Origin of the sequence: Serratia sp. Tan611, from assembly GCF_905188235.1 — a bacterium.
GTDB lineage: Bacteria > Pseudomonadota > Gammaproteobacteria > Enterobacterales > Enterobacteriaceae > Serratia_B > Serratia_B rhizosphaerae.
In genome coordinates, this window is sequence record NZ_LR994655.1 from 441439 (window position 1) to 465334 (window position 23896).

Here is a 23896-nt window from a genome sequence, read left to right on the forward strand (position 1 = left end):
AACGACTCTCGTTCAGGAAGGATTATATGGATATCATTAGCGCACTGGCGGCGTTTGCCGCCTACTTTTTCAGTGGTTTTGCCATGGTGCTGGTCTTTTTGTTTATCTACACCCGCATCACGGCGCATGACGAATGGGCATTGATTAAACAGAATAATCAGTCTGCCGCATTCGGTTTCGTCGGCGCCTGTCTGGGGTACGTGATTCCCCTGGCCAGCGCGGCGATCAACTCGGTCAGCCTGCTGGATTACGTTATCTGGGGCGCGGTCGCGCTGGTGGTGCAATTGCTGCTGTTTGCCGCAGTGAAAGTCTATATGCCGCGCATCAGCGATAAAATTGAGGCCAACCATTTGGCGGCGGGGATTTTCCTCGGCGGCGTCTCCATCAGCGGCGGCGTATTGAATGCGGCGTGCATGACATATTAATCAATTAACGAAAACGGAAGGTACAGGCCATGGCCGGCAAACGGCGCGCGCAGACGGCGCGCAACACGCAGAGTACACCCGCGTTCAAGCGTTATTCATCACCGTCGACCACACGCAAGTCGCCGCAGCTGTTGACGCTGGTGTTGATGGGCGGCGCAGCCGGCGCGGTGTGGTATAGCCTGGATGACCCCGCGCCCGAGCAGGCGGTGATTTATCATTCGGTGTCCGCCTGCGTGGATGCCGGCAATAGTCGGGCAGTGTGCCAGAACAGCTATCAGCAGGCGCAGGAAGCGCTGCGGCTCGACAGCCTGGGGTTTACTCGGATAGACAGCTGCGAGTCCCACTACGGCGCGTATAACTGCACCTATGATTTACCGACGCAACACTTTATCCCGAGGATGGCGGGCTTTACGCTGGCGACGAATGCTCAGGATGATGAAAGCGGTGCGTCTTCCTCCTCGTCCGGAGGTAGCTATTACGGCGGCGGTGCAAGTTCGCGCGCGCGTCCCTTCTTCCGTTCGCGCGACAGGTTCAATGAGCTGCAAACGCCGGGCGACCGCGAAAGCTGGCGCCTGAAAAGCGCGGGCAACGTTCAGCCGGCGTCGGCGCAGACGGTCTCACGCGGCGGTTTTGGCTCTTCATCGCGCAGTTGGGGTGGTTAACGGTGCTACGTTTACCGATGACGCCGCGCCGCAACCTGGCAGACATCGCCGCCCGTTACGGTTTCCACTTTCATATCATCGACGGCGAACCCTATTGGGATGAGTCGCGCGCCTACCGTTTTACCCTGCAACAGATAGAACAGGGGATTGAAGCACCGACCGAAGAGCTGCACGCCATGTGTCTGGATCTGGTCGGTCGAGTGGTGGCGGACGATGCCCTGCTGACGCAGCTGGCGATCCCTGAACTTTACTGGGATGCCATCGCCGCCAGCTGGCGGCGGCAAGAGCCGTCGCTGTATGGCCGGATGGATTTTGCCTGGGGAGGCAGCGGGCCGGTGAAGCTGCTGGAGTATAACGCCGATACCCCGACCTCTTTGTACGAAAGCGCATTTTTCCAATGGCTCTGGCTGGCGGACTCGGTGGCGGCCGGGCGCATTCCGGCAGGGGCAGACCAGTTTAACTCCCTGCAGGAACAGCTGATCCAGCGCTTTGCGCTGTGGCGCAGCGCCGATCCGCTCTACTTTTGCTGCTGTCGCGATTCGCAGGAGGATCGCGGTACCGTGCGTTATCTGGAGGACTGCGCGCGTCAGGCCGGGCTGGACACCCGTTTTCTGCATATGGAGGAGATTGGTCTCGGCGTTGGCGGCGTATTTACCGACCTGCAGGATCGGACGTTGCGTCAGGCGTTTAAGCTCTATCCGTGGGAATGGATGATGCGCGACGATTTCGGCCCCGCACTGCGCGGCGGCCGTACGCAATGGCTGGAGCCGCTGTGGAAAAGCATCGTGAGCAACAAGGGGATTCTGCCCTTGCTGTGGCGTTGGCACCGCGGCCATCCGAACCTGCTGCCGGCCTATTTTGCCGAGGAGGTGCAGCGGCCGGGCTGGCGACTGGCGCAAGAGATGGGCGCGCAGTGGCGCGGTTTTGTACGTAAGCCGCTGTATTCCCGCGAAGGCGCCAATGTGGCGATGTTCAGCGATCGGGACGGGTTGCGCTGTGAGGCGATGACCGGCGGCGACTATGCGCAGGAAGCGCAGATTTGGCAGGCCTGCGCGCCGCTGCCGCGTTTTGGCGATGACTATACGCTGATCGGTAGCTGGCTGGTGGGCGATCGGGCGGCAGGCATCGGTCTGCGGGAAGATAATTCGCCGATCACCAAAGACACGTCACGCTTTGTGCCGCACTTTATCGCTTAGCGATACAAAATGGCCTGTGAGTACCACTGTCCGGGCACCACGGTTTCGCTGTTCATAATAATCAGGTAGTAGCGGGCGCCGCTGGCGGTGGCCTTTTTCTGGATGGCGTCTTCCACGTTCATCGGGCTGCCGTGCACCAGCGCGCTGACGGTGGTCATCTTTTCCAGACCAAAGGTCTGCGCCCGGATGACCTCCTGCGCCTGTCCGGCAATTGGCGGCGGCGGCGGTTTGGGCGTGGTGGTCATCAGGCCGCAGCCGGATAACGCGGCCAGCAGCGTCAGCAGGGCGGCAGTGCGTGTAAGAGTCATCGGCGACCTCGCTATTTTCATCGCAATACCCCAAGTGTAATGCTTAAGCATAAGCTGGAACAGAATGAGCTAATGCTCACGGCGTTTTTTTGCCATGATAGAGCGGCTTGCGGAGCAATAAGAGGTTTATCGATGGTTGAGCTATTTGACGAACGCGTTGGGGAAATTGCGGTTATTCATGCGGTGCCGGCCGGGAAATATGAGCACCCCCTGCCGACGGTGTTCTTTTATCACGGTTACTGCTCATCGAAAGAAGTGTATGCCTATTTTGGCTATGCGCTGGCGAAGGCCGGATTCCGCGTGATATTGCCGGACGCCGCTCAGCATGGCGAACGCTATCATGGCGATGAGCAGCGGCGGCTGGCGCAGTTCTGGGACATCCTGAAAAGCAATATCGACGAACTGCCGGCGCTGCAGACGCATTTTGCACAGCGCGGGCTGATTGACGGTGCGCGCGTCGGCGTTGCCGGGGCGTCGATGGGCGGCATGACCACGCTGGGAGCGCTGACACGCTATCCGTGGATCACCGCGGCGGCCAGCCTGATGGGGTCCGGTTCGTTTACCTCGCTGTCACGCACGCTGTTTCCGCCGCTGGATGCACACGGGCAACCGCTGGCTGACGCGCAGCATGCCGCATACCTGGCGCCGCTGGCGGATGATGAGTTTGAGCGGCAGTGGGATAAGTTGGCCGAACGCCCGCTGCTGTTGTGGCACGGCGAGGCCGATGATGTGGTGCCCGCGGCGGAAAGCCTGCGACTGGCGCAGGTGTTGCGCGAACGCGGTCTGGCCGAGCGGCTGACGGTGGCGGTTGAGGCGGGCGTGAAGCACCGCATTACGCCGGCGGCGCTGGACGCCTGCGTGGGTTTTTTCCGCGCCGCGTTATAAAAAAGCCCCCTGCAAGCAGGGGGCGTTGGGTTGGATTACCATTTTAGACTGCCGCTTTTGGCTGCGGCTTGGTTCCCTGGCGTTGATCGTTCGGTTAGCGGTACAGTTCGGCGCTGACGTGTATCGACGCGTTGCTGCCCGGCTCATGCATGGCGATGACGCGATAAGCGCCGGCGCCGCGTCGTTCGGCGATTTGTCTGACCTGCGCCTCGGCGTCGTCGGGAGACACCACGTTGCGGTTCAGGGTGACAAACCCGATGCTCTGGCGCTGTGAAGCCTGGCGGGCGTCGATCTCTTCTGCGGCCATCGCACCGCTGGAAAACAGCAATACTGCAAGCATGGCGAGAGTGGCGTGTTTCATAAAGCCTCGCTTAACTCTTTGGCCCGGTCGGTCCGGCAGCGATGATCGTGGGGCAAAAAGTTATTTGTCTGTCTTGAATAACCTTGAATCTGTTCGTCGCGCTGTCTGCGGCGGATATGTTTAATTCTAGTCCGTTCTCACAGATAAAAAAGCGCAGCTATTTGATGGGGTTTTTCAAAAAATATGAATAAAGCGTCGCGGTTGATGATGATTTTATTGAAAGATTCCCGCCTGTGCGGCCGCGTGTCCTTGCTGCTTTGCCATGGCAAATTGTGCGGTTTTTACTTTCCCGCCGCCTGACGGTGAATAAATCCCACTCTGTTCTTGAGTTTCCGCCCCTGCGCCAGTATGATTACGCGTCATTTTTCAGCCGCACACAAACACGTTCCTTGCTTCCATGGGCCGCGGTTGACCCTGACAGGAGGCTGAATAATCCGTAAGGAGCAATTCGATGCGTCATTACGAAATCGTTTTTATGGTCCATCCTGACCAAAGCGAACAGGTTCCGGGCATGATCGAGCGTTACAGTGCTACCATCACTAACGCGCAAGGTCAGATTCACCGTCTGGAAGACTGGGGCCGCCGTCAACTGGCTTACCCGATCAACAAACTGCACAAAGCTCACTACGTTCTGCTGAACGTTGAAGCTCCGCAGGAAGCGATCGATGAGCTGGAAACTAACTTCCGCTTCAACGACGCCGTTATCCGCAGCATGGTTATGCGCGTTAAGCACGCGGTAACTGAAGCATCTCCAATGGTTAAAGCGAAAGACGAACGTCGTGGCGAGCGCCGCGAAGAGTTCTCTAACGAAACCACTGAAGAAGCAGATGCTGGGGATTCTGAAGAGTAATTGCCGCCGTGACGACTAATCGTCTGGTTTTGTCTGGCACGCTGTGCAAGCAACCGGTGCGAAAGGTAAGTCCTTCCGGCATTCCCCACTGCCAGTTTGTGCTTGAGCACAGATCGACGCAGACAGAAGCCGGATTCAGCAGACAAGCATGGTGCCGCATGCCCGTGGTTGTCAGCGGACAACAGTCACAAGCACTGACTCAAAGATTAACGGTCGGCAGTCAGGTTACCGTTCAAGGTTTTGTTAGCTGCCATCAAGGGCGCAACGGCCTGAACAAATTGGTCCTGCATGCCGAGCAGATTGAATTGATAGATTCTGGAGACTAGCCAAATGGCACGTTATTTCCGTCGTCGCAAGTTCTGCCGTTTCACCGCGGAAGGCGTTCAAGAGATTGACTATAAAGACATCGCTACGCTGAAAAACTACATCACTGAAAGTGGTAAAATTGTCCCGAGCCGTATCACCGGTACTCGTGCAAAATATCAGCGCCAGCTCGCCCGTGCTATCAAGCGCGCGCGCTACCTGTCTTTGTTGCCGTACACTGATCGTCATCAGTAATCGGCCACTGTCCATTAACGACTTTGAGAGGATAAGGTAATGCAAGTTATTCTGCTTGATAAAGTAGCAAACCTGGGCAGCCTGGGTGATCAAGTTAACGTTAAAGCGGGCTACGCCCGTAACTTCCTGGTACCACAGGGCAAAGCTGTTCCTGCTACCAAGAAAAACGTCGAGTTCTTCGAAGCACGCCGTGCTGAACTGGAAGCCAAACTGGCTGACGTTCTGGCTGCTGCTGAAGCGCGCGCAACCAAGATCAACGAACTGGCGACAGTTACCATCGAGTCTAAAGCAGGCGACGAAGGTAAACTGTTCGGCTCTATCGGCACCCGCGACATCGCTGACGCAGTTACCGCTGCAGGCGTTGACGTTGCCAAGAGCGAAGTTCGCCTGCCGAACGGCGTTCTGCGTACCACTGGTGAGCACGAAGTGCACTTCCAGGTACACAGCGACGTGTTCGCACAGCTGAATGTAGTTGTGGTTGCTGTCGCTTAATCGCGATTGCCACCCAAGCAAAACGCCAGCCTCGTGCTGGCGTTTTGCTTTTCTGTCGCCGGTAAAATGCGTTATGGTGCCAGGAACGACAAGGAGGCAACGATGACGCAGATCCGATTACTGCGGGTGTATGACTTCAGCGGCCCGGCGCCGCACTGTTTTCTTATCGATCGGCTGTGGCCGCGCGGCATCAGCAAGCAGCGGCTGGAAGGCGTTGAATGGCTGAAAGAGGTGGCGCCCAGCGGTGAACTGCGCCAGTGGTTCCATCATCATACTGACCAGTGGGACGCGTTTGTCGCGCGCTATCGGCAGGAGTTGGCTACCAGCAGCGCCTGGCAGCCGCTGACAGCGCTGTTGCGGCAGGGCGAGTGTCTGACCCTGCTGTACGGCAGCAAGGACACACAGCACAACCAGGGCGTTGTGCTGCGCGATTTCCTCCTGGAACGGTTGTCGGCTTAGCGCTGGCGGCGGTAGCCGCCATCGGACTGACGACGGAAGGTCACCTGATTATTGTCGAGCGTGGTGACTGACAGCGCGATAATCACCCCGTTGCTATCCCGTTCGATACGCACTTCCTGCCCGGCTTTCAGATTGCTCAGTGGCTTATCATTGCCTTCCACCTGTGCCATGGCGAACACCTCGTTGACCGGAAGACTGTTGTCGCGGAACAGCTGCGCCAGCGTCTGGCCGGGCTGAATGCGGTAACGCTGCCACTGACCGGCGGGATCCGATGCTGTGGCGGGCGGCTGCGCATCCGTCTGTTGCACGCTTTGCGGCTCACGGCCGTACGGGCGCTCATCGCGCTCCGGCGAATAGGGCCACAACAGCGAGAGCAGCAGCACGGCGCCGAAGATGATGACCCAGCGGCGGTGGAAATAGGGCAAAGGTTCCAGCCAGCCGAAGCCGTCCGGCAAATGCCAGATTTTCAACAGTAGCGCTTTGATTCCCTGTCCCTGACCGCTTGCAGGCGGCTGCTGCGAATCCGACCCTGCGGACATCTGCCGTGGTGCGCCGAACTTCAGGCGTTGGCTGATACGTTGCCAGACGCGTAGCAACGACCGCTGGGTGCGGGTGGTTTTCCTTCTCCTGGGCGCGATTCTGCCCATGGTGACCTCTCTTCAACTGCGTAAATTGCCACAGTACCAAATGGTGTGCCGACGGTCCGATGACCCGCTTTCAGTATAGTCCGCTAACTGTTTGATGTGAAAGGCAGCGGCGTGATTGCACGGCGGACGCGGCAACGGGGATTAACAGAAGGCCATTGTTTCTTTTTCTACGCGAAAAGTCATCATTCTCGACACAAGATTTTACCCGGCTTTCCGGCGCTGTTATGCTGCGCCTTCGACTTTTTACAGACTTAAGGAAAACCCCATGACAACCCCTTCTTTTGACAGCGTTGAAGCGCAAGCAAGCTACGGGATTGGTTTACAGGTCGGCCAGCAACTGCAGGAATCCGGTCTGGAAGGTTTACAACCGGATGCTCTGCTGGCTGGTCTGCGTGACGCGCTGGAAGGGAATGCCCCGGCGGTTCCCGTTGACGTCGTACATCGCGCGCTGCGTGAAATCCACGAGCGTGCGGATGCCGTACGTCGTGAGCGTCAGCAGGCGATGGCGGTAGAAGGCCAGAAATTCCTGGAAGAAAACGCTAAGCGTGATGATGTGACGCTGACCGAATCCGGCCTGCAGTTCTCCGTGCTGCAGCAGGGCAACGGCCCAATCCCGTCCCGTCAGGACCGCGTGCGCGTACACTACACCGGCCGTCTGATTAACGGCGATGTGTTCGACAGCTCCGTTGAGCGCGGCCAGCCGGCCGAGTTCCCGGTGACCGGCGTGATTGCAGGCTGGATCGAAGCCCTGACGCTGATGCCGGTTGGCTCCAAGTGGCAGCTGTATATCCCGCACAACCTGGCCTACGGCGAGCGTGGTGCCGGTGCCGCTATCCCACCGTTCAGCGCGCTAGTGTTTGAAGTTGAACTGCTGGAAATCCTGTAAGCGGGATTGACGAAACAGGGCGCCAGACGGCGCCCTGTTTGTTATTTAGCGCGCTGCCTCTGCGGGCGGCGTTTGCAGGCCGACCTGATAAATCGCAAAACCGATGCTGTCGTTGCCGACAGGCTTCAGCGGGTAACGGGCGTTTTGCCGGATAAACGCCGCGGCCTTGTCGCTTGGTGAGGTTTCAAAACGGATATCCAGCGGCTGGGCGGCGTCGATGTTGGCCAGACGCCAGTTGTTGTCCGCCTGCGGATGCACCGCCCCGTGTTTTTTACTCTCTGCGCTAATATAGGCCGACAGTACGGCGCGGTTTTCATCCGGCGAGGCGAAGGCGATGTGTTTGTCGCCGGTGCCGGCAAACTTGCCGCCATAGGCGCGGTAGTTGTTGGTAGCCACCAGGAATGTGGCGTTCGGGTCGATCGGTTTGCCGTTGAAGGTCAGCTGTTTGATCCGTTCCGCTTTATCATTGATTAACTGACATTCACCGTCGTAGCGCGCCGGTTGGCTGACGTCTACCTGGTAGCTGACGCCGTCAATCACGTCGAAGTTATAGGTGCGGAAGCCGTCCCAGTTAATCAGGCTCTGCGGCTTACTGCTGTTGACGTCGATGCGGTTAAACTGCCCGGCGGAGCACTCCAGCCACTCTTTCACCTCTTTACCGCTGGCTTTGACCACCACCAGCGTATTGGGGTAGAGATACAGATCGGCCGCGTTGCGGAAGGTCAGCTGTCCCTTTTCCACTTCCACAAAGCTGGCCGGATCGTTTTTGCGGCCGCCGACCTTGAACGGCGCGGCGGCGGACAGCACCGGCAGATCCGCCAGATCCGGATCGCCCTGAATGTAGTGCTCCACATAGGCTTTCTGCGCGTTGTTGACGATCTGCACCGTCGGATCGTCCTGCACCAAAGCCAGATAGCTGTACATATTGCCGTCGGACTTGCCGATCGGCTGGCTGACGAACTCGCGGGTGCCCTTATGATCGTCGGCCAGCACCTTCACCAGACCGGCGTCTTCCGCCGCCAGCGAACGTTTGGCGGCGCTGTCGTAAATCGGCCGCGCCTCGGCCTTGGCACGGGTGACCGCCCAGCGGCCGCTGTCGTTACTGAGCTGTAAATCCACCACGCCGAGGTGATCGCCCCATTGGCCCGGCATCACTGCCGGTACGCCGTTCAGCAGGCCCTGCTCAATATCGGCGCCTTTAATCGCGGCGAAGTCCTTACTGGGAAAGACCGCGTGGGCGTGGCCGAACATAATGGCGTCGATGCCCGGCACCTGGCTGAGGTAGTAGACCGAATTTTCCGCCATGGCTTTATAAGGCGCGCTGGAGAGGCCGGAGTGGGGAATGGCGATCACCAGATCGGCCCCTTGCTGACGCATTTCCGGCACGTAGCGTTTGGCGGTGGCGGTAATATCATTGACCGTGACCTTACCCTGCAGGTTGGCCTTGTCCCAGACCATAATTTGCGGCGGGACGAAACCGATATAGCCGATGCGCAGCGTGTGCGTGTGGCCGTCGCGGTCTTTTACCGGCGTATCGACGATAATATACGGGGTGAACAGCGGTTTCTGGGTTTTGCTGTCGATAACGTTGGCGTTAACGTAGGGGAACTTGGCGCCGGCGAGGGCGGTTTGCAGATAATCAAGGCCGTAATTGAATTCGTGGTTGCCGATATTGCCTACCACATAATCCAGCTGGTTCAGCGCTTTGTAGACCGGGTGTATGTCGCCTTTGCGCAACCCCTTGGCCGCCATATAGTCCGCCATCGGGCTGCCCTGAATAATATCGCCGTTGTCGACCAGCACGCTGTTAACCGCCTGCTGGCGCGCCTGCTGAATCAGGCTGGCGGTACGCACCAGCCCAAATTTCTCGGTGGGCTTATCCTTATAGTAATCAAAGTCCATCATGTTGCCGTGCAGGTCGGTGGTTTCCAGCACGCGCAGGTCGACCTTCGCCGCCTGCGCCGTGGCGGAAATCAGCAGGGCGAGGGCGGATAATGCCAGCGGACGTTTCATCATTATTGGTGTTCTCCATACCATGATGTTTTTGGCGCCTTCTTGGTGAGAAGCCGCAAAGAACGATGTAATTATGCTTACTTGCCATCAGAAAACGTGAAGTGTGGCAGAAAATACCCGTTGGCACCGCGGGAAAGCTCACAGTTACGCGCCGGCAAACTTGAATTATTACCTGCCGTTACCACGCCGGGATGGATATTCCCGGCAAAAAAAACTAGTCTGCTAGCAAAGGTAGCGGGAGATTTCCCACGGAATTGTTTGATCTGAGGTGAATGATGTTAGAACAAATTTGCCAGCTTTCCCGCGAGGCGGGCGCAGCAATTATGGCGGTCTATCACGGCGAACAGCCGCTTGAGGCCGCGGTGAAAAAAGATGATTCACCGGTTACCGCCGCCGATTTAGCGGCCCATGGCATCATCAAGGCGGGCCTGGCGGCGCTGACGCCGGATATCCCGCTGCTGTCGGAAGAAGACCCGCCGGCGTGGGAAGAGCGCCAGCACTGGACGCGTTATTGGCTGGTGGACCCGCTTGACGGCACCAAGGAGTTTTTGCAGCGCAACGGTGAATTTACCGTCAACATCGCGTTGATTGAGGACGGCCAGGCGGTGATGGGCGTGGTGTATGCGCCGGCGCTGGACGTGCTGTATCTGGCGGAGCGCGGCAAGGCGTGGAAAGAAGAAAAAGGGCAGCGCCGGCCTATTCATGTGATGGAAGGGCAGCCGCCGTTGGTGGTGGTCAGCCGTTCGCACAGCGATGATGAGCTGAAGGACTACCTGAAACAGCTGGGCGTGCACCAAACCATCTCGGTGGGATCGTCGCTGAAATTCTGTCTGGTGGCGGAGGGCAAGGCGCAACTGTATCCGCGCTTTGGGCCGACCAATATCTGGGATACCGCAGCAGGGCATGCGGTGGCGATCGCTGCCGGGGCGCAGATTCACGATTGGCAAGGCAAGCCGTTGCTTTATTCGCCTCGTGAATCTTTCCTCAACCCCGGCTTCCGCGTGTCGCTGTTCTGATCGGTTAGCGCAGCATCTGGTGCAGCATGTTCATCACTTGCTGCACTTCTTCTTCCGTCAGCTTGCCGTCTTTGGCGAATTTCACCCGTCCCTGATCGTCCAGCACGATAATGGCCGAGCCGTTGCTTTGCAGATCCCAGGCCTTCTTCACGTAGCCCTTGTTGTCGACGATAAACTGCGACCACGGGAACTCTTTTTTGTTGTCTTCAATACTGCTGCGCACAAACATGCCGGTGCCGACGATGGCGTCATCAATATTGATGATTGTCGTCGTTTGGTAACGATCGCGTGGTAGTTTGGCGGCCTTAATGGCTTCAATTAATGGATCGTTCATGTCTTTGGCGGAACCGCGGCCGGCAATATGCTGAATTACCCGCACTTTTCCGCTGAGCTTGCCACTGCTCCATTTTTCGTAGCTGAAGTCGCCGTTAGCGTAATGTAGCTCGCCACGGTCAGTGACGCTGACCGGCGCTACGCGCTGCAGCAGTTGAAAGTTGTGCGCTGAGGCCAGTAGGGGGGCGAACAGCAGGGACATCATTAGCATGCGACTCTTTTTCATGCTTGCTCCTTGTTATGGGGGATAGTGCGAACAGTCTCCGCAGCCTAAATCTTAGGCAGTGATCGGAGGTCTGTCCTGTTAGCGCGATCTCAGTTTTCCCTATCGGTCTCTAACGCCTTTATTTTGAAGGGATATTCTGAATATGCCGTAAATAATCATATACAAATCTGTCAACAAGTGTAAATCCAGTGAAGACGTCCAGGCGAAAGTGAACAAAATGGTCTTAACTAGGTCTACACCACTGCAATCAATTGCGTTCTTGTATAAGAAACCGCCCGATTAGCGGTTCGAATGAACGCTAGGTCCAACGGAGGAGCACAGAACAAAATGAGAATCTTCCAGCGTTATAACCCTTTGAAAATTGCCAAATATGTGAAGACCCTATTCCGCGGACGTTTATATATCAAGGACGTTGGTGCATTTGAATTCGACAAAGGCCGAATCCTGGTGCCGAAAGTCCGCGACAAGCGTCATCTCAGCGTGATGTCTGAAGTTAATCGGCAAGTGCTGCTTTTGCAATCGGAAATGGGTTAAAACGTTGTTATGGCTGTAGCTTGAGGGCTGCCGCGATAACAGCGTACAGATGTAAGCGCGGCCCCAAACGGGGCCGCTGATGTTTTTAATGGCCGTAGCGCATCAGGCCGGCAGGTTTTCATCCGCCGCTTTCGGCAGCGTCGCCGCCGGCTTATCGCTCAGCTTGGTGACCAGCAGCTGGTCGATCTTGTAGCTGTCGATATCGACCACTTCAAACTTGTAGCCAGCATATTTGACGAAGTCGGTGCGTTTCGGGATCTTGCGCAGCATATACATCATAAAGCCGCCGATGGTTTCATAGTTGCCCGCCTGCGGGAACTCGTCAATATCCAGCACGCGCATCACGTCGTCGATTGGCGTACCACCTTCAATCAGCCAGGAGTTTTCGTCGCGTGCGACGATTTGCTCTTCCTGCCCTTGCCCCACCAGGTCGCCCATCAGGGTGGTCATCACGTCGTTGAGCGTGATAATCCCCACCACCAGCGCATATTCGTTCAGGATCACCGCGAAGTCTTCGCCGGCCGCCTTAAAGCTTTCCAGCGCCTCGGACAGCGTCAGGGTATCCGGCACAATCAGCGCGGAGCGGATCTGTACGCCGCTGCTCAGCACCAGGCTCTGATTGCCCAGTACGCGGTTCAGCAGGTCTTTGGAATCCACATAGCCCACTACCTGATCGATATGACCGTCACACACCAGGAATTTAGAGTGCGGATGGGTGGAGACTTTCTCTTTAATGCTCTCTTCGCTCTCGCGCAGGTCGAAATAGACCACGCTTTCACGGGAGGTCATCGAGGAAGGTACGGTACGTGATTCCAGCTCGAACACGTTCTCAATCAGCTCATGCTCCTGCTTGCGCAGTACGCCGGCCAGCGCGCCAGCTTCCACCACGGCGTAAATATCGTCGGACGTGATGTCGTCTTTACGCACCATCGGCAGTTTGAACAGGCGGAAAATCAGGTTCGCCATACCGTTGAACAGCCAGACCAGCGGACGGAAAATCATGATCGAGAAACGCATCGGGTTGATGATCCGGACGGCGACCGCCTCTGGTGCAATCATACCGATGCGCTTCGGGGTGAGATCTGCGAACAGGATAAACAGGCTGGTGACCAGTACGAATGAGCAGATAAAGCTGAGCTGTTGCGACAGTTCCGGCGACAGGAAGCGATCGAACAGCACCTGAAAGCTCGGGGAGAATGCCGCGTCGCCGACGATACCGCCCAAAATGGCGACGGCGTTAAGGCCGATTTGCACCACGGTAAAGAACAGGCCGGGTGTTTCTTGCAGTTTCAGCACTTTGGCCGCGTTGACGTTACCTTCGTCAGCCATCAGCTTCAGTTTAATCTTGCGCGAGGCGGCCAGAGAAATTTCCGATACAGAGAAGAAGGCGCTCACTGCGATCAGAAAAAGAATCAGTAAAATACTGTTTAACATAATCTATCCATACGTGCCGACGGGATGACGGCGCTCTTGAGGAAGGGCAATACATTGTAAAAAAGAGTTGCCGGACGCGTTTGACAGCGCCCGTTTTGCCGAAGCAAAAAGCAGGCCGCGTATCGGCGGCCTGGATAGTATAGCAGCAGCCCGATAAGGCCCGCCAGTGGTTAAAAATTAACGCGTTAGGCCTGCGGGGGCAGACAAACGCCGATGCCGCCCAGCCCGCAGTAGCCGCCCGGATTCTTTTCCAGGTATTGCTGGTGGTCGTCTTCGGCGTAGTAGAACGGCGCGGCCGGGGCGATTTCGGTGGTGATGACGCGCTGGTCTCCCGCGGTGTCCATCGCCTGTTGGAAGCTGGCCAGGCTGCGCTCGGCGTCGGCCTGCTGCTCCGGCGTCAGGTAGTAGATTGCAGAACGGTACTGGGTACCGATATCGCCGCCCTGACGCATGCCTTGGGCCGGATCGTGATTTTCCCAGAACACCTGCAGCAGCTGCGGATAGCTGATGACTTTCGGATCGAAGATCACGCGCACCGCTTCGGCGTGGCCGGTCTGGCCGGTGCACACCTCATGGTAGGCCGGATTCGGCGTGTAGCCGCCGGTGTAGCCGGCGGCGGTGCTGTAGACGCCCGGCTGTTGCCAGAACAGGCGCTCGACCCCCCAGAAGCAGCCCATGGCGAAAATCGCCACGTCCATACCGGCCGGCACCTCTGTCATAGAGTGCTGAGTGACGATGTTGAGTGCGGCGACCGGCACCGGCGTGGCGCGCCCCGGCAGCGCGTTGGCCTGGTCGACCAGGCGAGATTTATCTGTATTTTGCACCGCGATTGACTCCTGTTGTCTTCATAAGAATTGGCCCCAGACGGCATTGTGCGAGTTGTAACTCGTCGCTTATTTGCCCACAATAAGGCCGATGTTGCGTTTATGTGTAAGCTTAACGCAGTCTTTTGAGCGCAAAAAGCCAAGAATACGTCCTGTTTATGCCAATTTGTGCGCAGGTCGGTGGGAGTCGGCCATGGGAGAGTCGCCATTTTGATAGCGTGGCGGCATGGTCTGGCGATCTGAACGACGGTTTTTACAGGAAAGTACAATAAATTAAGGAGAACGTGTGCCACGTTACCGTGTCCTTTGCGTTTTATGCGCGCTATTTGTCGCGCCTGCGGCGCTGTCGGCCAATTTGCGGCTGCAGGTCGAAGGGCTGAGCGGAGAGTTGGAAAAAAACGTGCGGGTTCGTCTGTCAGCCATCACCCCCGAAGAGGTGAGCGCCGACGGTCGCTTTCGTGCGCGGGTAGAGCAGGCGGTGCGTCAGGGGCTGCGCGCGCTGGGCTATTATGAGCCGACCATTGAATTTACTCTCGACGACAACCCCAAGCTGTCGCGTCCGGTGCTGCATGCCAAGGTTAAGCCCGGCGAGCCGGTGCGTATTGCCGGCGCCAATATCACGCTGGAAGGCGGCGCTAAAACCGATGAAGACTATCTGGCGCTGGTGAAGAAGGGACGGCCGACCATCGGCGAGATCCTTAACCACGGCACCTATGAAAGCTTTAAAAGCTCCCTGAGCGGTCTGGCGCTGCGCAAAGGCTACTTTGACGCCGAGATGACCAAGAGCCAACTGGGTGTGTCGGAAGAGCTGCGTAAGGCGTACTGGGATTTCGACTTTAACAGCGGCGAGCGCTACCGCTTTGGTAAAGTGAAGTTCGAAGGTTCGCAAATCCGCGAAGACTATCTGCAAAACCTGATCCCCTTCCATCAGGGGGAGTATTACAGCTCGCAGGATTTGGCCGAGCTGAACCGCCGTTTGTCTGCCACCAACTGGTTTAACTCGGTGGTGGTGTCGCCTGATTTTGAAGATGCCAAAGAGAGCAAGATCCTGCCGCTGGATGCGCTGGTGACGCCGCGCAGCCGCAATACGCTGGAAACCGGCGTGGGTTATTCCACCGACGTCGGGCCGCGGATAAAGGGCACCTGGAAGAAGCCCTGGCTGAACGATCGCGGCCACAGTCTGGAAACCAGCGCCTATATTTCGGCGCCGGAGCAGCAGCTGGATCTGACGTATAAAATTCCGCTGCAGAAGAGCCCGCTGGAAGAGTATTACCTGATGCAGGGCGGCTATAAGCGCAGCGACCTGAACGACACCAAGTCAGACAGCACCAAGGTGGTGGTATCGCGCAACTGGGATAAATCCAGCGGCTGGCAGTACGCCATCAATATGACCGGTCGTTTTGACCACTTTACCCAAGGTAATGTCACCAACACCACCGTGCTGCTGTATCCGGGCGCCAGCCTCAGCCGCACCCGCTCGCGCGGCGGTCTGATGCCGACCTGGGGCGACAGCCAGCGCTATTCCATTGACGTTTCCGATACCACCTGGGGCTCAGGCGTCGATTTTGCGCTGCTGCAGGCGCAGAACGTCTGGATCCGCACGCTGGCGGATAAACACCGCTTTGTGGCGCGTGGTCAGGTGGGTTGGATTGAAACCAATGATTTCGATAAGGTGCCGCCGGATCTGCGCTTCTTCGCCGGCGGCGACCGCAGCATCCGCGGCTACAAATATAAAGACATCTCGCCGCGTGACGCAGACGGCAAGCTGACCGGCGCCTCTAAGATGCTGACCGGCTCGCTGGAGTATCAATACAACGTGACCGGCAAGTGGTGGGGCGCAGTGTTCGTCGACTCCGGCGAAGCGGTGAATGATATCAAACAGAGCAATTTCAAAACCGGCGCGGGCGTTGGCGTGCGCTGGCAATCGCCGGTCGGGCCGGTGAAACTGGATATTGCCGCCCCGGTCGGGGATAAGGAAACCCACGGGATGCAGTTCTATATCGGTTTGGGGCCTGAACTATGAGCCTGGTGAAAAAGATTTGTCTTGGGGCGCTGATCGTTCTGCTGTTGCTGGTGGGAGGCGTTGCCTACCTGCTCGGCACCACCAGCGGTCTGCATATGGTGCTCAACGGCGCGGCGCGCTGGGTGCCGGGGCTGGATATCGCCAGCGTCAGCGGCGGCTGGCGCGATCTGACGTTGAAAGGCGTGAAATACCAGATGCCGGGCGTGACGGTGAATGCCGGCCAGTTCCATCTGTCACTCGATTTGTCATGTTTTAAACGCAGTTCGCTGTGTGTGAACGCCTTGACCGCTGATGACGTCGACGTGGTGGTGAAAACCAGCGAAATGGCGCCGTCCGAGCCGGCGGCGGAGAGCAGCGAACCAACCACCGATCTCAGCACTCCCTACCCGATTATCCTGCGCAAACTGGCGCTGAATAACGTCAAGGTCAACGTTGACGACACCGCCATTTCACTCGGGGAGTTCAGCACCGGTGCCGAATGGCAGGAGCGCGCGCTGCAACTGCAGCCGACCAAAATCGCTTCGCTGTTGATTGCCCTGCCGAAAACGCCGGCCAATCCGCTACCGGAAGAAGTACAGCCGGCGGTCGATATGGTGAAGAAAGCCGGAGAGAAAGCGGGCGATGCGCCGAAAGCGGCGCCGCAGCCGGAAGAGAAACCGCTGGGCGAGACGTTGAAAGAACTGTTTGCCAAGCCGCTGCTGCCGGATCTGCCGGAAGTGCGTCTGCCGCTGGATATCACGGTGAAAGAGATCCGCGGTGAACAGCTGCGTCTGACCGGCGATACCGACGTGCTGATCACCAGCCTGCTGCTGAAGGCCAGCACCAAGGACCAGCATATCCAGCTGGACAACTTTGACGTCAGGTCGCCGCAGGGCACGCTGTTCGCGCACGGCCAGGCCACGCTGAAAGATAACTGGCCGGTGCAGATGAGCGCCAACAGCACGCTGAATATCGATCCGCTGAAAGGCGAAAAGGTGAAGCTGACCCTCGGCGGCGGCCTGCGTGAAGCGTTGAACGTAGCGCTGAACCTGTCCGGACCGGTGGGGGCGCAGCTCGATCTGCAGACCGAGCTGGCAGAGGCGGGTTTACCGCTCTCGCTGACGCTGCAGAGCAAACGGCTGAAGTGGCCGCTTACCGGCGTATCTCAGTACCAGGTGAATGACTTACGTCTGCGCCTTAACGGCAAAGCCACCGACTATGCGCTGTCGACGCGCGCCGATATCAAAGGGCAGGATCTGCCGCCGGCGCTGCTGACGTTGGACGGTAAAGGCAACGTCGAGCAGTTCAGACTTAACCGCCTGCGTCTGGCAGCGCTGCAGGGCAATACCGACCTGACCGCGCTGGTGGACTGGAGCAAGGCCATCAGCTGGACGTCGCAGTTGACGCTCAGCGGCATCAATACCGCCAAACAGTGGCCGGAATGGCCGGCGAAGCTGAACGGCAAAATCACCACCCGCGGCAGTCTGTACGGCGGCAGCTGGCAGCTACAGGTGCCGACGCTGCAGCTGGACGGCAACGTGAAGCAGAACAAGGTGTCGGCTCGCGGCTCGCTGAGCGGCAACGCCGCCGGCCAGTGGAAGATTCCCGGCGTCGACCTGGCGCTGGGGCGTAATAGCCTGAACGTGAAAGGGCAACTGGACGAGAAAAGCTGGAATCTGGACGCCAACATCGACGCGCCGCAGCTGGACGGCGCGCTGCCGGGTCTGGGCGGCACGGCGAAGGGCTTACTGAAGCTGCGCGGCAATCTGCAGGCGCCGCAGCTGCTGGCGGACCTGACCGCGTCCGGCCTGCAATGGCAGGCGCTGCATATCAAACGGGTGAAAGTAGACGGCGACGTGCGCTCCACCGATCAGATTCAGGGCCAGCTGGCGGTGCGGGTCGAGCAGCTGAAGCAGGATGCGCTGGAGGTGAACCTGCTGCAGCTTGACGCTAAGGGCACGGAAAAGCAGCACACGCTGCAGTTGAAGGTTGACGGCAAGCCGGTCTCCGGCCAGCTGGCGCTGGCGGGCAGCTTCGATCGCCAGCAGCAGCGCTGGCGCGGCAATCTGAACAATACCCGTTTTGATACGCCGGTAGGCGAATGGCGCCTGACGCGCGCCATCGCGCTGGACTATCTGAATACCCAGCAAAAAATCAGCGTCGGCCCGCACTGCTGGCAGAACCCGGATGCCGAAGTCTGCGTGCCGAAAACCATCGAAGCCAGCGCCGCCAATGGCCAGGCCAGCGTGGTGCTGAACCGCTTTGATCTGAAAATGATCAAACCGTTCCTTGGCCCGGAAACCGCACTGAACGGCGTCTTTACCGGCCGTGCCGACGTGAGCTGGAAAGAGGGCGCCGCGCTGCCGCAGGCGAAGGTATCGCTGGTGGGCAACGGGGTGAAAGTAGTGCAGCAGGTGCAGGGCAACGCGCTGCCGATCGCCTTTGATACGCTGAACCTCAACGCGGGTGTTAACAACGGTCGCGCGCAGGCCGACTGGCTGATTAAGCTGCATAACAACGGCCAACTGGACGGTAACATCCAGGTGACCGACCCGCAGAAGCAGCGCAATATCGCCGGTAACGTCAATATCGCCAATATTTCTCTGGCGATGATCAACCCGGCGCTGATGCAGGGTGAAAAAGCCGCCGGTATGCTGAACGCCAATCTGCGGCTGGGCGGCAATGCGCAAAAACCGCTGGTATATGGGCGTCTGGCGCTGGACAAGGTGGATATTGACGGCAGTTGGATGCCGTTCGATATGACCGACGGCCGGCTGGCGATTGACTTCAACGGCATGAATTCGACGCTGGATGGCCTCATTACCACCACGCGCGGCCAACTGAACCTGACCGGCGATGCCGACTGGCGCGATATCAACGCCTGGCGGGCGCGCATCGCCGCGAAGGGCGACAAACTGCGGGTGACGGTGCCGCCGATGGTGCGTATCGACGTGTCACCGGATCTGGTGTTTGAAGCAACGCCGCAGCTGTTCTCGCTGAACGGCAATGTGGATATCCCATGGGCGCGCATTACCGTGCAGGAGTTGCCGGAAAGCGCGGTCGGCGTCTCGTCGGATGAAGTGATGCTGGATAAACAGCTGAAACCTATCCAGCCGAAGAGCACCGCGGTGGCGATTAACAGCAACCTGATGATTCACGTGGGCGACGATGTGCGGCTGGATGCGTTCGGTCTGAAGGCTCGGCTCAAGGGCGACCTGAAAGTGGTGCAGGATAAGCGTGGCCTGGGGCTGAACGGCCAGATTGATATCCCGGCCGGCCGTTTCCACGCCTATGGTCAGGATCTTATCGTACGTAAGGGACAATTATTGTTCTCAGGCCCGCCGGATCAGCCATACTTGAATATGGAGGCGATTCGTAACCCGGAGGCCACCGAGGATGATGTGACCGCCGGGGTGCGCGTCACCGGACTGGCGGACGCGCCGAAGCTGGAAGTGTTCTCCGATCCGGCCAAATCGCAGCAAGAGGCGCTGTCTTACCTGCTGCGCGGACAGGGCCTCAGCAACTCCGGCGCCGACGGCAACGCGATGACGTCGATGTTAATTGGCATGGGGGTTGCACAAAGTGGTCAACTTGTGGGTAAAATCGGCGAAGCATTTGGCGTTAGTAATCTGGCACTTGATACCGCCGGCGTTGGCGACAGCTCCCAGGTTGTCGTGAGTGGTTATGTTCTCCCCGGCTTACAAGTAAAATATGGGGTGGGTATTTTCGACTCGCTGGCTACGTTGACGTTGCGTTACCGCCTGATGCCTAAGTTGTATCTTGAAGCGGTGTCTGGTCTCGACCAGGCGCTAGATTTGCTCTATCAGTTTGAGTTTTAGCAATGCGAATAATTGTCTACGGCAGTTTACGACGCAAACAGGGAAACAGCCATTGGATGACCAACGCCCAATGGTTAGGCGAGCATGAGCTCGACGGCTATCAGATTTATAATCTGGGCCATTACCCGGCAGCGATCCCTGGAGAGGGCACGATACACTGTGAGGTGTACCGTATTAACTCATCGATTTTGGCCGAGCTTGACGAGCTTAAAAGCAACACCAAGGACTATAAGCGCGAACTGATCCAGACGCCTTATGGTAGTGCGTGGATCTACCTGTATCGACACAGCGTAGAGGGGTATCCGCTGATTGAAAGCGGTGACTGGCTGAAGCGTCACGACGAAGCATAATAAAAAACACCGCTCATTGAGCGGTGTTTTTTTTTTCATCGGCGGCGCAAAAAATTATTTTTTAGCGGCGCGCTCGAAGGAAGCCACGATCTCTGCTTTAGCGGCAGCGGCGTCGTCCCAACCTTCAACTTTCACCCACTTGCCTTTTTCCAGATCTTTGTAGTGCTCGAAGAAGTGAGCGATCTGGGCTTTCAGCAGTTCTGGCAGGTCGTTCACGTCTTTGATGTGATCGTACTCTTTACTCAGCTTGCTGTGCGGTACGGCCAGCAGTTTGGCGTCTTCACCGGCTTCGTCGGTCATTTTCAGTACGCCAACCGGACGGCAGCGAATCACTGAGCCTGGCTGCAGCGGGTACGGGGTTGGCACCAGCACGTCAACCGGGTCGCCATCCAGAGACAGGGTGTTGTTGATGTAGCCGTAGTTGCACGGATAGAACATCGCGGTGGACATGAAACGGTCAACGAACAGCGCTCCGGTTTCTTTGTCAACTTCATATTTGATCGGGTCAGCGTTGGCCGGGATTTCGATCACAACGTAGATGTCTTCTGGCAGGTCTTTACCCGCAGGTACCTGATTCAAGCTCATGTCGGTTTCCTTTTTTCAAACCAGAAATGGAGTGCCGGGTATTATAGCCAAAACGTGATCAAAGTAATGACCTTTTTGGCTTCAGGTATGGTATGTGCGAGCATTTAGGACAGACGGCAATCGCCGCGGGTCTTGTCCCGCAGCGATTGCCGGAAGGGGCTTAGAACGTCGGTTTTTGCGCCTTGAGGCCGAGGCCGTTGCGGACGATGGAGACAATACCGGAGCCGATGCCGAGGATGGCGGTCAGTGGCGACAAGCCTACCGCTGCGCCGATGCCGGCGCCCAGCAGCGCGCCTGACCCTTTGAAGTTAGAGTCACGGCCGGAAAGACGGTTGCCGGCATCAACGATGGAGCCGATCGCGGCGCCGAGAATGCCGCCGATAGGCGCGGTGATAAGGCCAAACAGACCGCCGCTGACTTCCTGCTGTTCGCTTACAGACAGTTCTCTCATGATAAATCTCCTTGAGTGATAAAATTTCCTGTAATATTCAAACGTTAAATCATTTAAATCGATGGGTGTTTAAATAACGAGCCCTAAGATAAAACGCCAATATTATTCTTGGTGGTTGATTTTTTACAGAAACCATATTTGTTTTTTGATATATGGTTCTGCCTGATTGCAGAGAACGAGGGAATAATTCGTCTTTAAGATCTGCTGGGCTAATGGTAGTAAAGTATGCCTGTTATCGAAAGCCTTTATTCTTGTTGTGGATCAATGAATGTTGTCTTTGTTTAATTACTCATAAGGTATTAATTTATTATTATTCGATAGCATTTTTATTATATATAGATTTGCTTGATTTGACCGTTAAACGGGTATGATCTGCTCTCCTCGTTGGGGGGCAGCGGTTGATTGCCCATGTTTGGTACCTTGCGGAGAGGTATCAGACAGCATCTGAGAGCCGGGTGTCGACAAGTCAGATTCATCATGACGCTTGTATGTCTGTTTATTTTATTCGGTTTGGTTTTACGCCTGATAAAATAGCGGTAATATCTGAAGTGTAATCAATTTAGCCTGTGGTTTAATCTGGGGTTATATTTCTTCGATGACTTATACGGTAATTATCCATTTGCTTTTCCCTTTTCATTTTCTGCTTTTAATTACTCATTGACTGATTGTGGTGAATGCTATAGTGCCTATTTGTTTTAAGTGTGATGATATTTCGATAGCGCGCCATGACCAATCGCAAGATAAGATTGCTTCACCGGAATCAGTATTGCCTGTTGGTTGGGACGCGTATAGTGCTCCCGCACTGACCATGATATATGCCGTGACGCTCACCATCGATGCCCTGTCTGCACGGGGAATTTTGGGGATTAATTCTTGTTCAGCATCAAGTTTCCTCCTCGGTTGTCGATAACCTAGCAAATAACAATGACGTGCTGCGGTGACGTCCTGCGTCTTACCACCCTACATCTCAGTAACCACTTATTGTCGATAGCCAGGAAGAATCCATGCTAAATAAAATTACGGTGAAGGCCGGGCTGCTTGCCCTGCTTAGCCTGCTGACGGTATTGCTGATTATGGTCAGCATTATCGGTGTCAATGCCATCAACCAGGGGTCGCGCTCGCTGCATACCCTGAACCAGATCCTGGGCGAGGAGCTGGGGTCGCTGGCGAACAGTTCCAACCTGACGCTGCGCGCGCGTACCGCCGCGTCTCTGGCGGTACGCCAGCGTGAAGTGGGCCAGATCGCAGTGTCTGACGCTACAGTCGGGCGTATTTACGGCTATCTGGCGCAGTCGCAGCGTGAAATGGCGAAGTTCGTCGGCGTGGGGACGGTCACCGAGCGTGGCAAAGAGTTGTCCGAGCATTTGCAGGCCAGTTATCGCGCTTACCAGGAACAGGGCGTGCGTCCGATGGCCGATGCCATCAAAGCCGGCCAGATTGACGAGTACTACCATATTCAGGAAACGCGAATTTCTAAGCTGAGCATCGCATTTGAAAACGATCTGAGTGAATTCCGCCGTTTTGCCATGGAAACCGGGCAGCTACAGGTGAGTGACGCAGAGGGCAACGCCAGCACCAAGATTGCGTTAATCGCGGCGGCCGGGATAGTCAGCGTGCTGCTGGCGGTGCTGGCCTGGTTTGCCCTGCGGCTGATCATTCTACGCCCGCTGGATGCGTCGATCGCCGAGCTGGAGCATATCGCCAACGGCGATCTGACCCGCGAGATCCGCGGCGAAGGAGAGACGGAAATGGGCCGTTTGATCCGGGCGATGCAGCGCATGCAGCAGTCGCTGGTGATGTCGGTCAGCAAAGTGCGCGACGCCAGCAGCCAGATTGACGTTGGCTCTCGCGAGTTGGCGGCCGGCAACGTTCACCTGGCGCAGCGTACTGAGGAGTCGGCAGCTTCGCTGGAAGAGACCGCCGCCAGCATGGAACAGCTGACCTCAACGGTTAAAATGAATGCGGAAAATGCCGAGCAGGCCAATCAACTGGCGCTCAGCGTGTCTGATGTCGCCGATCGCGGCAGCGACGTGGTCAGTCAGGTCAAAGACAAAATGCTGGCGATCACCGACAGTTCCCGCCGCATTGCCGATATTATCAGCGTGATGGACGGCATCGCGTTTCAGACCAATATTCTGGCGTTGAATGCGGCCGTTGAGGCCGCGCGGGCCGGTGAGCAGGGGCGCGGCTTTGCCGTCGTCGCCGGCGAAGTACGCAGTCTGGCGCAGCGCAGCGCGCAGTCGGCCAAGGAGATTAAAGGGCTGATTGAAGCGTCGCAGGCGCGGGTGCAAGAGGGTGAACAGATGGCGGAGTCAGCGGCGCAAACCATGAACGGCATTGCCGATGAAGTCGGGCGCGTCACGGCGCTGATGCGTGAAATCTCGGCGGCGACCCGCGAGCAGAGCAGCGGAATCGAACAGGTGAATCTGGCGGTGGCGCAGATGGATCAGGTGGCGCAGCAGAATGCGGCACTGGTGGAAGAATCCGCCGCCGCAACGCGCTCGCTGGAGGAACAGGCCCAGTCGCTGGCGCAGAGCATGGCGGCGTTCAAGCTATAATA

Annotated in this window: 25 protein-coding genes; 16 read left to right on the forward strand and 9 right to left on the reverse strand. The window is 57.3% G+C overall.

Annotated elements, in window-relative coordinates; all coding sequences use genetic code 11:
- Positions 1–26: 26 nt before the first annotated feature.
- The 3 genes from TAN611_RS02020 to TAN611_RS02030 are packed head-to-tail and all read left to right on the forward strand — an operon-like array spanning position 27 to position 2283.
- A complete protein-coding gene (locus tag TAN611_RS02020) occupies positions 27–425 on the forward strand; it encodes a DUF350 domain-containing protein (RefSeq protein WP_105229488.1) in 399 nt (132 codons plus the stop codon).
- A 29-nt stretch (positions 426–454) separates the two neighbouring features.
- Complete coding sequence (locus TAN611_RS02025) at positions 455–1087, forward strand: DUF1190 domain-containing protein (RefSeq protein ID WP_160028898.1); 633 nt, start codon at positions 455–457, stop codon at positions 1085–1087.
- Positions 1088–1089: 2 nt separating this feature from the next.
- On the forward strand, positions 1090–2283 hold the full coding sequence (locus tag TAN611_RS02030; RefSeq protein WP_111737864.1) for a glutathionylspermidine synthase family protein: 1194 nt from the start codon (positions 1090–1092) through the stop codon (positions 2281–2283).
- On the opposite strand, the gene bsmA is transcribed toward TAN611_RS02030, so the two are convergent.
- Positions 2280–2591: a biofilm peroxide resistance protein BsmA gene (gene bsmA, locus TAN611_RS02035; protein WP_105229491.1), complete on the reverse strand. Its 312-nt coding sequence runs from the start codon at positions 2589–2591 to the stop codon at positions 2280–2282. The genes TAN611_RS02030 and bsmA overlap by 4 nt on opposite strands.
- Before the next feature lie 132 nt (positions 2592–2723).
- Between bsmA and yjfP the strand changes: the two genes are divergently transcribed.
- The gene (yjfP, locus tag TAN611_RS02040; protein ID WP_105229492.1) at positions 2724–3476 is read left to right on the forward strand and encodes an esterase; all 753 of its coding nucleotides are present in this window, start codon (positions 2724–2726) and stop codon (positions 3474–3476) included.
- A gap of 94 nt (positions 3477–3570) precedes the next feature.
- Here the strand turns inward: yjfP and TAN611_RS02045 are convergent, their stop codons facing one another.
- Complete coding sequence (locus tag TAN611_RS02045) at positions 3571–3837, reverse strand: DUF1471 domain-containing protein (protein WP_105229493.1); 267 nt, start codon at positions 3835–3837, stop codon at positions 3571–3573.
- A 451-nt stretch (positions 3838–4288) separates the two neighbouring features.
- Between TAN611_RS02045 and rpsF the strand changes: the two genes are divergently transcribed.
- The 5 genes from rpsF (at position 4289) to TAN611_RS02070 (ending at position 6196) form a co-directional block, all read left to right on the forward strand.
- Positions 4289–4687 carry a 30S ribosomal protein S6 gene (gene rpsF / locus TAN611_RS02050; protein WP_105229494.1) on the forward strand — a complete coding sequence of 133 codons (399 nt, stop codon included), beginning with the start codon at positions 4289–4291 and terminating at the stop codon, positions 4685–4687.
- An 8-nt stretch (positions 4688–4695) separates the two neighbouring features.
- Positions 4696–5013 carry a primosomal replication protein N gene (gene priB, locus TAN611_RS02055; RefSeq protein ID WP_015344308.1) on the forward strand — a complete coding sequence of 106 codons (318 nt, stop codon included), beginning with the start codon at positions 4696–4698 and terminating at the stop codon, positions 5011–5013.
- Positions 5014–5017: 4 nt separating this feature from the next.
- Complete coding sequence (rpsR, locus tag TAN611_RS02060; protein WP_000135199.1) at positions 5018–5245, forward strand: 30S ribosomal protein S18; 228 nt, start codon at positions 5018–5020, stop codon at positions 5243–5245.
- Between the two features lie 39 nt (positions 5246–5284).
- Positions 5285–5737 (forward strand): 50S ribosomal protein L9, encoded by a 453-nt coding sequence (gene rplI / locus TAN611_RS02065; RefSeq protein WP_105229495.1) that lies wholly within the window; start codon positions 5285–5287, stop codon positions 5735–5737.
- Between the two features lie 102 nt (positions 5738–5839).
- The gene (locus TAN611_RS02070; RefSeq protein ID WP_105229496.1) at positions 5840–6196 is read left to right on the forward strand and encodes a DUF488 domain-containing protein; all 357 of its coding nucleotides are present in this window, start codon (positions 5840–5842) and stop codon (positions 6194–6196) included.
- Here the strand turns inward: TAN611_RS02070 and TAN611_RS02075 are convergent.
- A complete protein-coding gene (locus TAN611_RS02075) occupies positions 6193–6843 on the reverse strand; it encodes an OapA family protein (protein WP_105229497.1) in 651 nt (216 codons plus the stop codon). The two genes, TAN611_RS02070 and TAN611_RS02075, sit on opposite strands and share 4 nt — an antisense overlap.
- A gap of 265 nt (positions 6844–7108) precedes the next feature.
- Between TAN611_RS02075 and fklB the strand changes: the two genes are divergently transcribed.
- Positions 7109–7729: an FKBP-type peptidyl-prolyl cis-trans isomerase gene (fklB, locus tag TAN611_RS02080; protein ID WP_015670578.1), complete on the forward strand. Its 621-nt coding sequence runs from the start codon at positions 7109–7111 to the stop codon at positions 7727–7729.
- A gap of 45 nt (positions 7730–7774) precedes the next feature.
- Here fklB and TAN611_RS02085 read toward each other — a convergent pair whose 3' ends face one another.
- Positions 7775–9745 carry a bifunctional 2',3'-cyclic-nucleotide 2'-phosphodiesterase/3'-nucleotidase gene (locus tag TAN611_RS02085; protein ID WP_203067203.1) on the reverse strand — a complete coding sequence of 657 codons (1971 nt, stop codon included), beginning with the start codon at positions 9743–9745 and terminating at the stop codon, positions 7775–7777.
- 272 nt (positions 9746–10017) lie between these two features.
- On the opposite strand from TAN611_RS02085, the gene cysQ reads away from it, so the two are divergent.
- Positions 10018–10758, forward strand: a complete 741-nt coding sequence (cysQ, locus tag TAN611_RS02090) for a 3'(2'),5'-bisphosphate nucleotidase CysQ (protein WP_172606356.1) — start codon at positions 10018–10020, stop codon at positions 10756–10758.
- Positions 10759–10762: 4 nt separating this feature from the next.
- Here the strand turns inward: cysQ and TAN611_RS02095 are convergent, their stop codons facing one another.
- Complete coding sequence (locus TAN611_RS02095; RefSeq protein ID WP_105229500.1) at positions 10763–11317, reverse strand: YtfJ family protein; 555 nt, start codon at positions 11315–11317, stop codon at positions 10763–10765.
- Positions 11318–11644: 327 nt separating this feature from the next.
- Here TAN611_RS02095 and TAN611_RS02100 point away from each other — a divergent pair, with 327 nt between their 5' ends.
- Positions 11645–11851, forward strand: a complete 207-nt coding sequence (locus TAN611_RS02100) for a DUF1107 domain-containing protein (protein ID WP_015670582.1) — start codon at positions 11645–11647, stop codon at positions 11849–11851.
- A 102-nt stretch (positions 11852–11953) separates the two neighbouring features.
- Here the strand turns inward: TAN611_RS02100 and TAN611_RS02105 are convergent, their stop codons facing one another.
- Entirely contained in the window at positions 11954–13285 is a 1332-nt protein-coding gene (locus TAN611_RS02105; protein ID WP_105229501.1) for a hemolysin family protein, read from the reverse strand.
- Positions 13286–13470: 185 nt separating this feature from the next.
- Positions 13471–14109, reverse strand: a complete 639-nt coding sequence (msrA, locus tag TAN611_RS02110) for a peptide-methionine (S)-S-oxide reductase MsrA (RefSeq protein WP_105229502.1) — start codon at positions 14107–14109, stop codon at positions 13471–13473.
- A 286-nt stretch (positions 14110–14395) separates the two neighbouring features.
- Here msrA and TAN611_RS02115 point away from each other — a divergent pair, with 286 nt between their 5' ends.
- Genes TAN611_RS02115 through TAN611_RS02125 form a run of 3 tightly spaced genes read left to right on the forward strand, consistent with a single transcriptional unit; the run spans position 14396 to position 20300 of the window.
- Positions 14396–16132, forward strand: a complete 1737-nt coding sequence (locus tag TAN611_RS02115; RefSeq protein ID WP_105229503.1) for an autotransporter assembly complex family protein — start codon at positions 14396–14398, stop codon at positions 16130–16132.
- Positions 16129–19950: a translocation/assembly module TamB domain-containing protein gene (locus tag TAN611_RS02120; protein ID WP_111737860.1), complete on the forward strand. Its 3822-nt coding sequence runs from the start codon at positions 16129–16131 to the stop codon at positions 19948–19950. The genes TAN611_RS02115 and TAN611_RS02120 overlap by 4 nt, the downstream gene beginning before the upstream one ends.
- A gap of 2 nt (positions 19951–19952) precedes the next feature.
- Positions 19953–20300, forward strand: coding sequence for a gamma-glutamylcyclotransferase (locus TAN611_RS02125; protein ID WP_105229505.1), 348 nt, complete (start codon positions 19953–19955; stop codon positions 20298–20300).
- Between the two features lie 54 nt (positions 20301–20354).
- Here TAN611_RS02125 and ppa read toward each other — a convergent pair whose 3' ends face one another.
- Entirely contained in the window at positions 20355–20885 is a 531-nt protein-coding gene (gene ppa, locus TAN611_RS02130; RefSeq protein ID WP_105229506.1) for an inorganic diphosphatase, read from the reverse strand.
- Between the two features lie 160 nt (positions 20886–21045).
- Entirely contained in the window at positions 21046–21336 is a 291-nt protein-coding gene (locus TAN611_RS02135) for a hypothetical protein (RefSeq protein WP_197951056.1), read from the reverse strand.
- Positions 21337–22340: 1004 nt separating this feature from the next.
- Here TAN611_RS02135 and TAN611_RS02140 point away from each other — a divergent pair.
- Positions 22341–23894 (forward strand): methyl-accepting chemotaxis protein, encoded by a 1554-nt coding sequence (locus TAN611_RS02140; RefSeq protein ID WP_197951058.1) that lies wholly within the window; start codon positions 22341–22343, stop codon positions 23892–23894.
- Positions 23895–23896 lie beyond the last annotated feature (2 nt).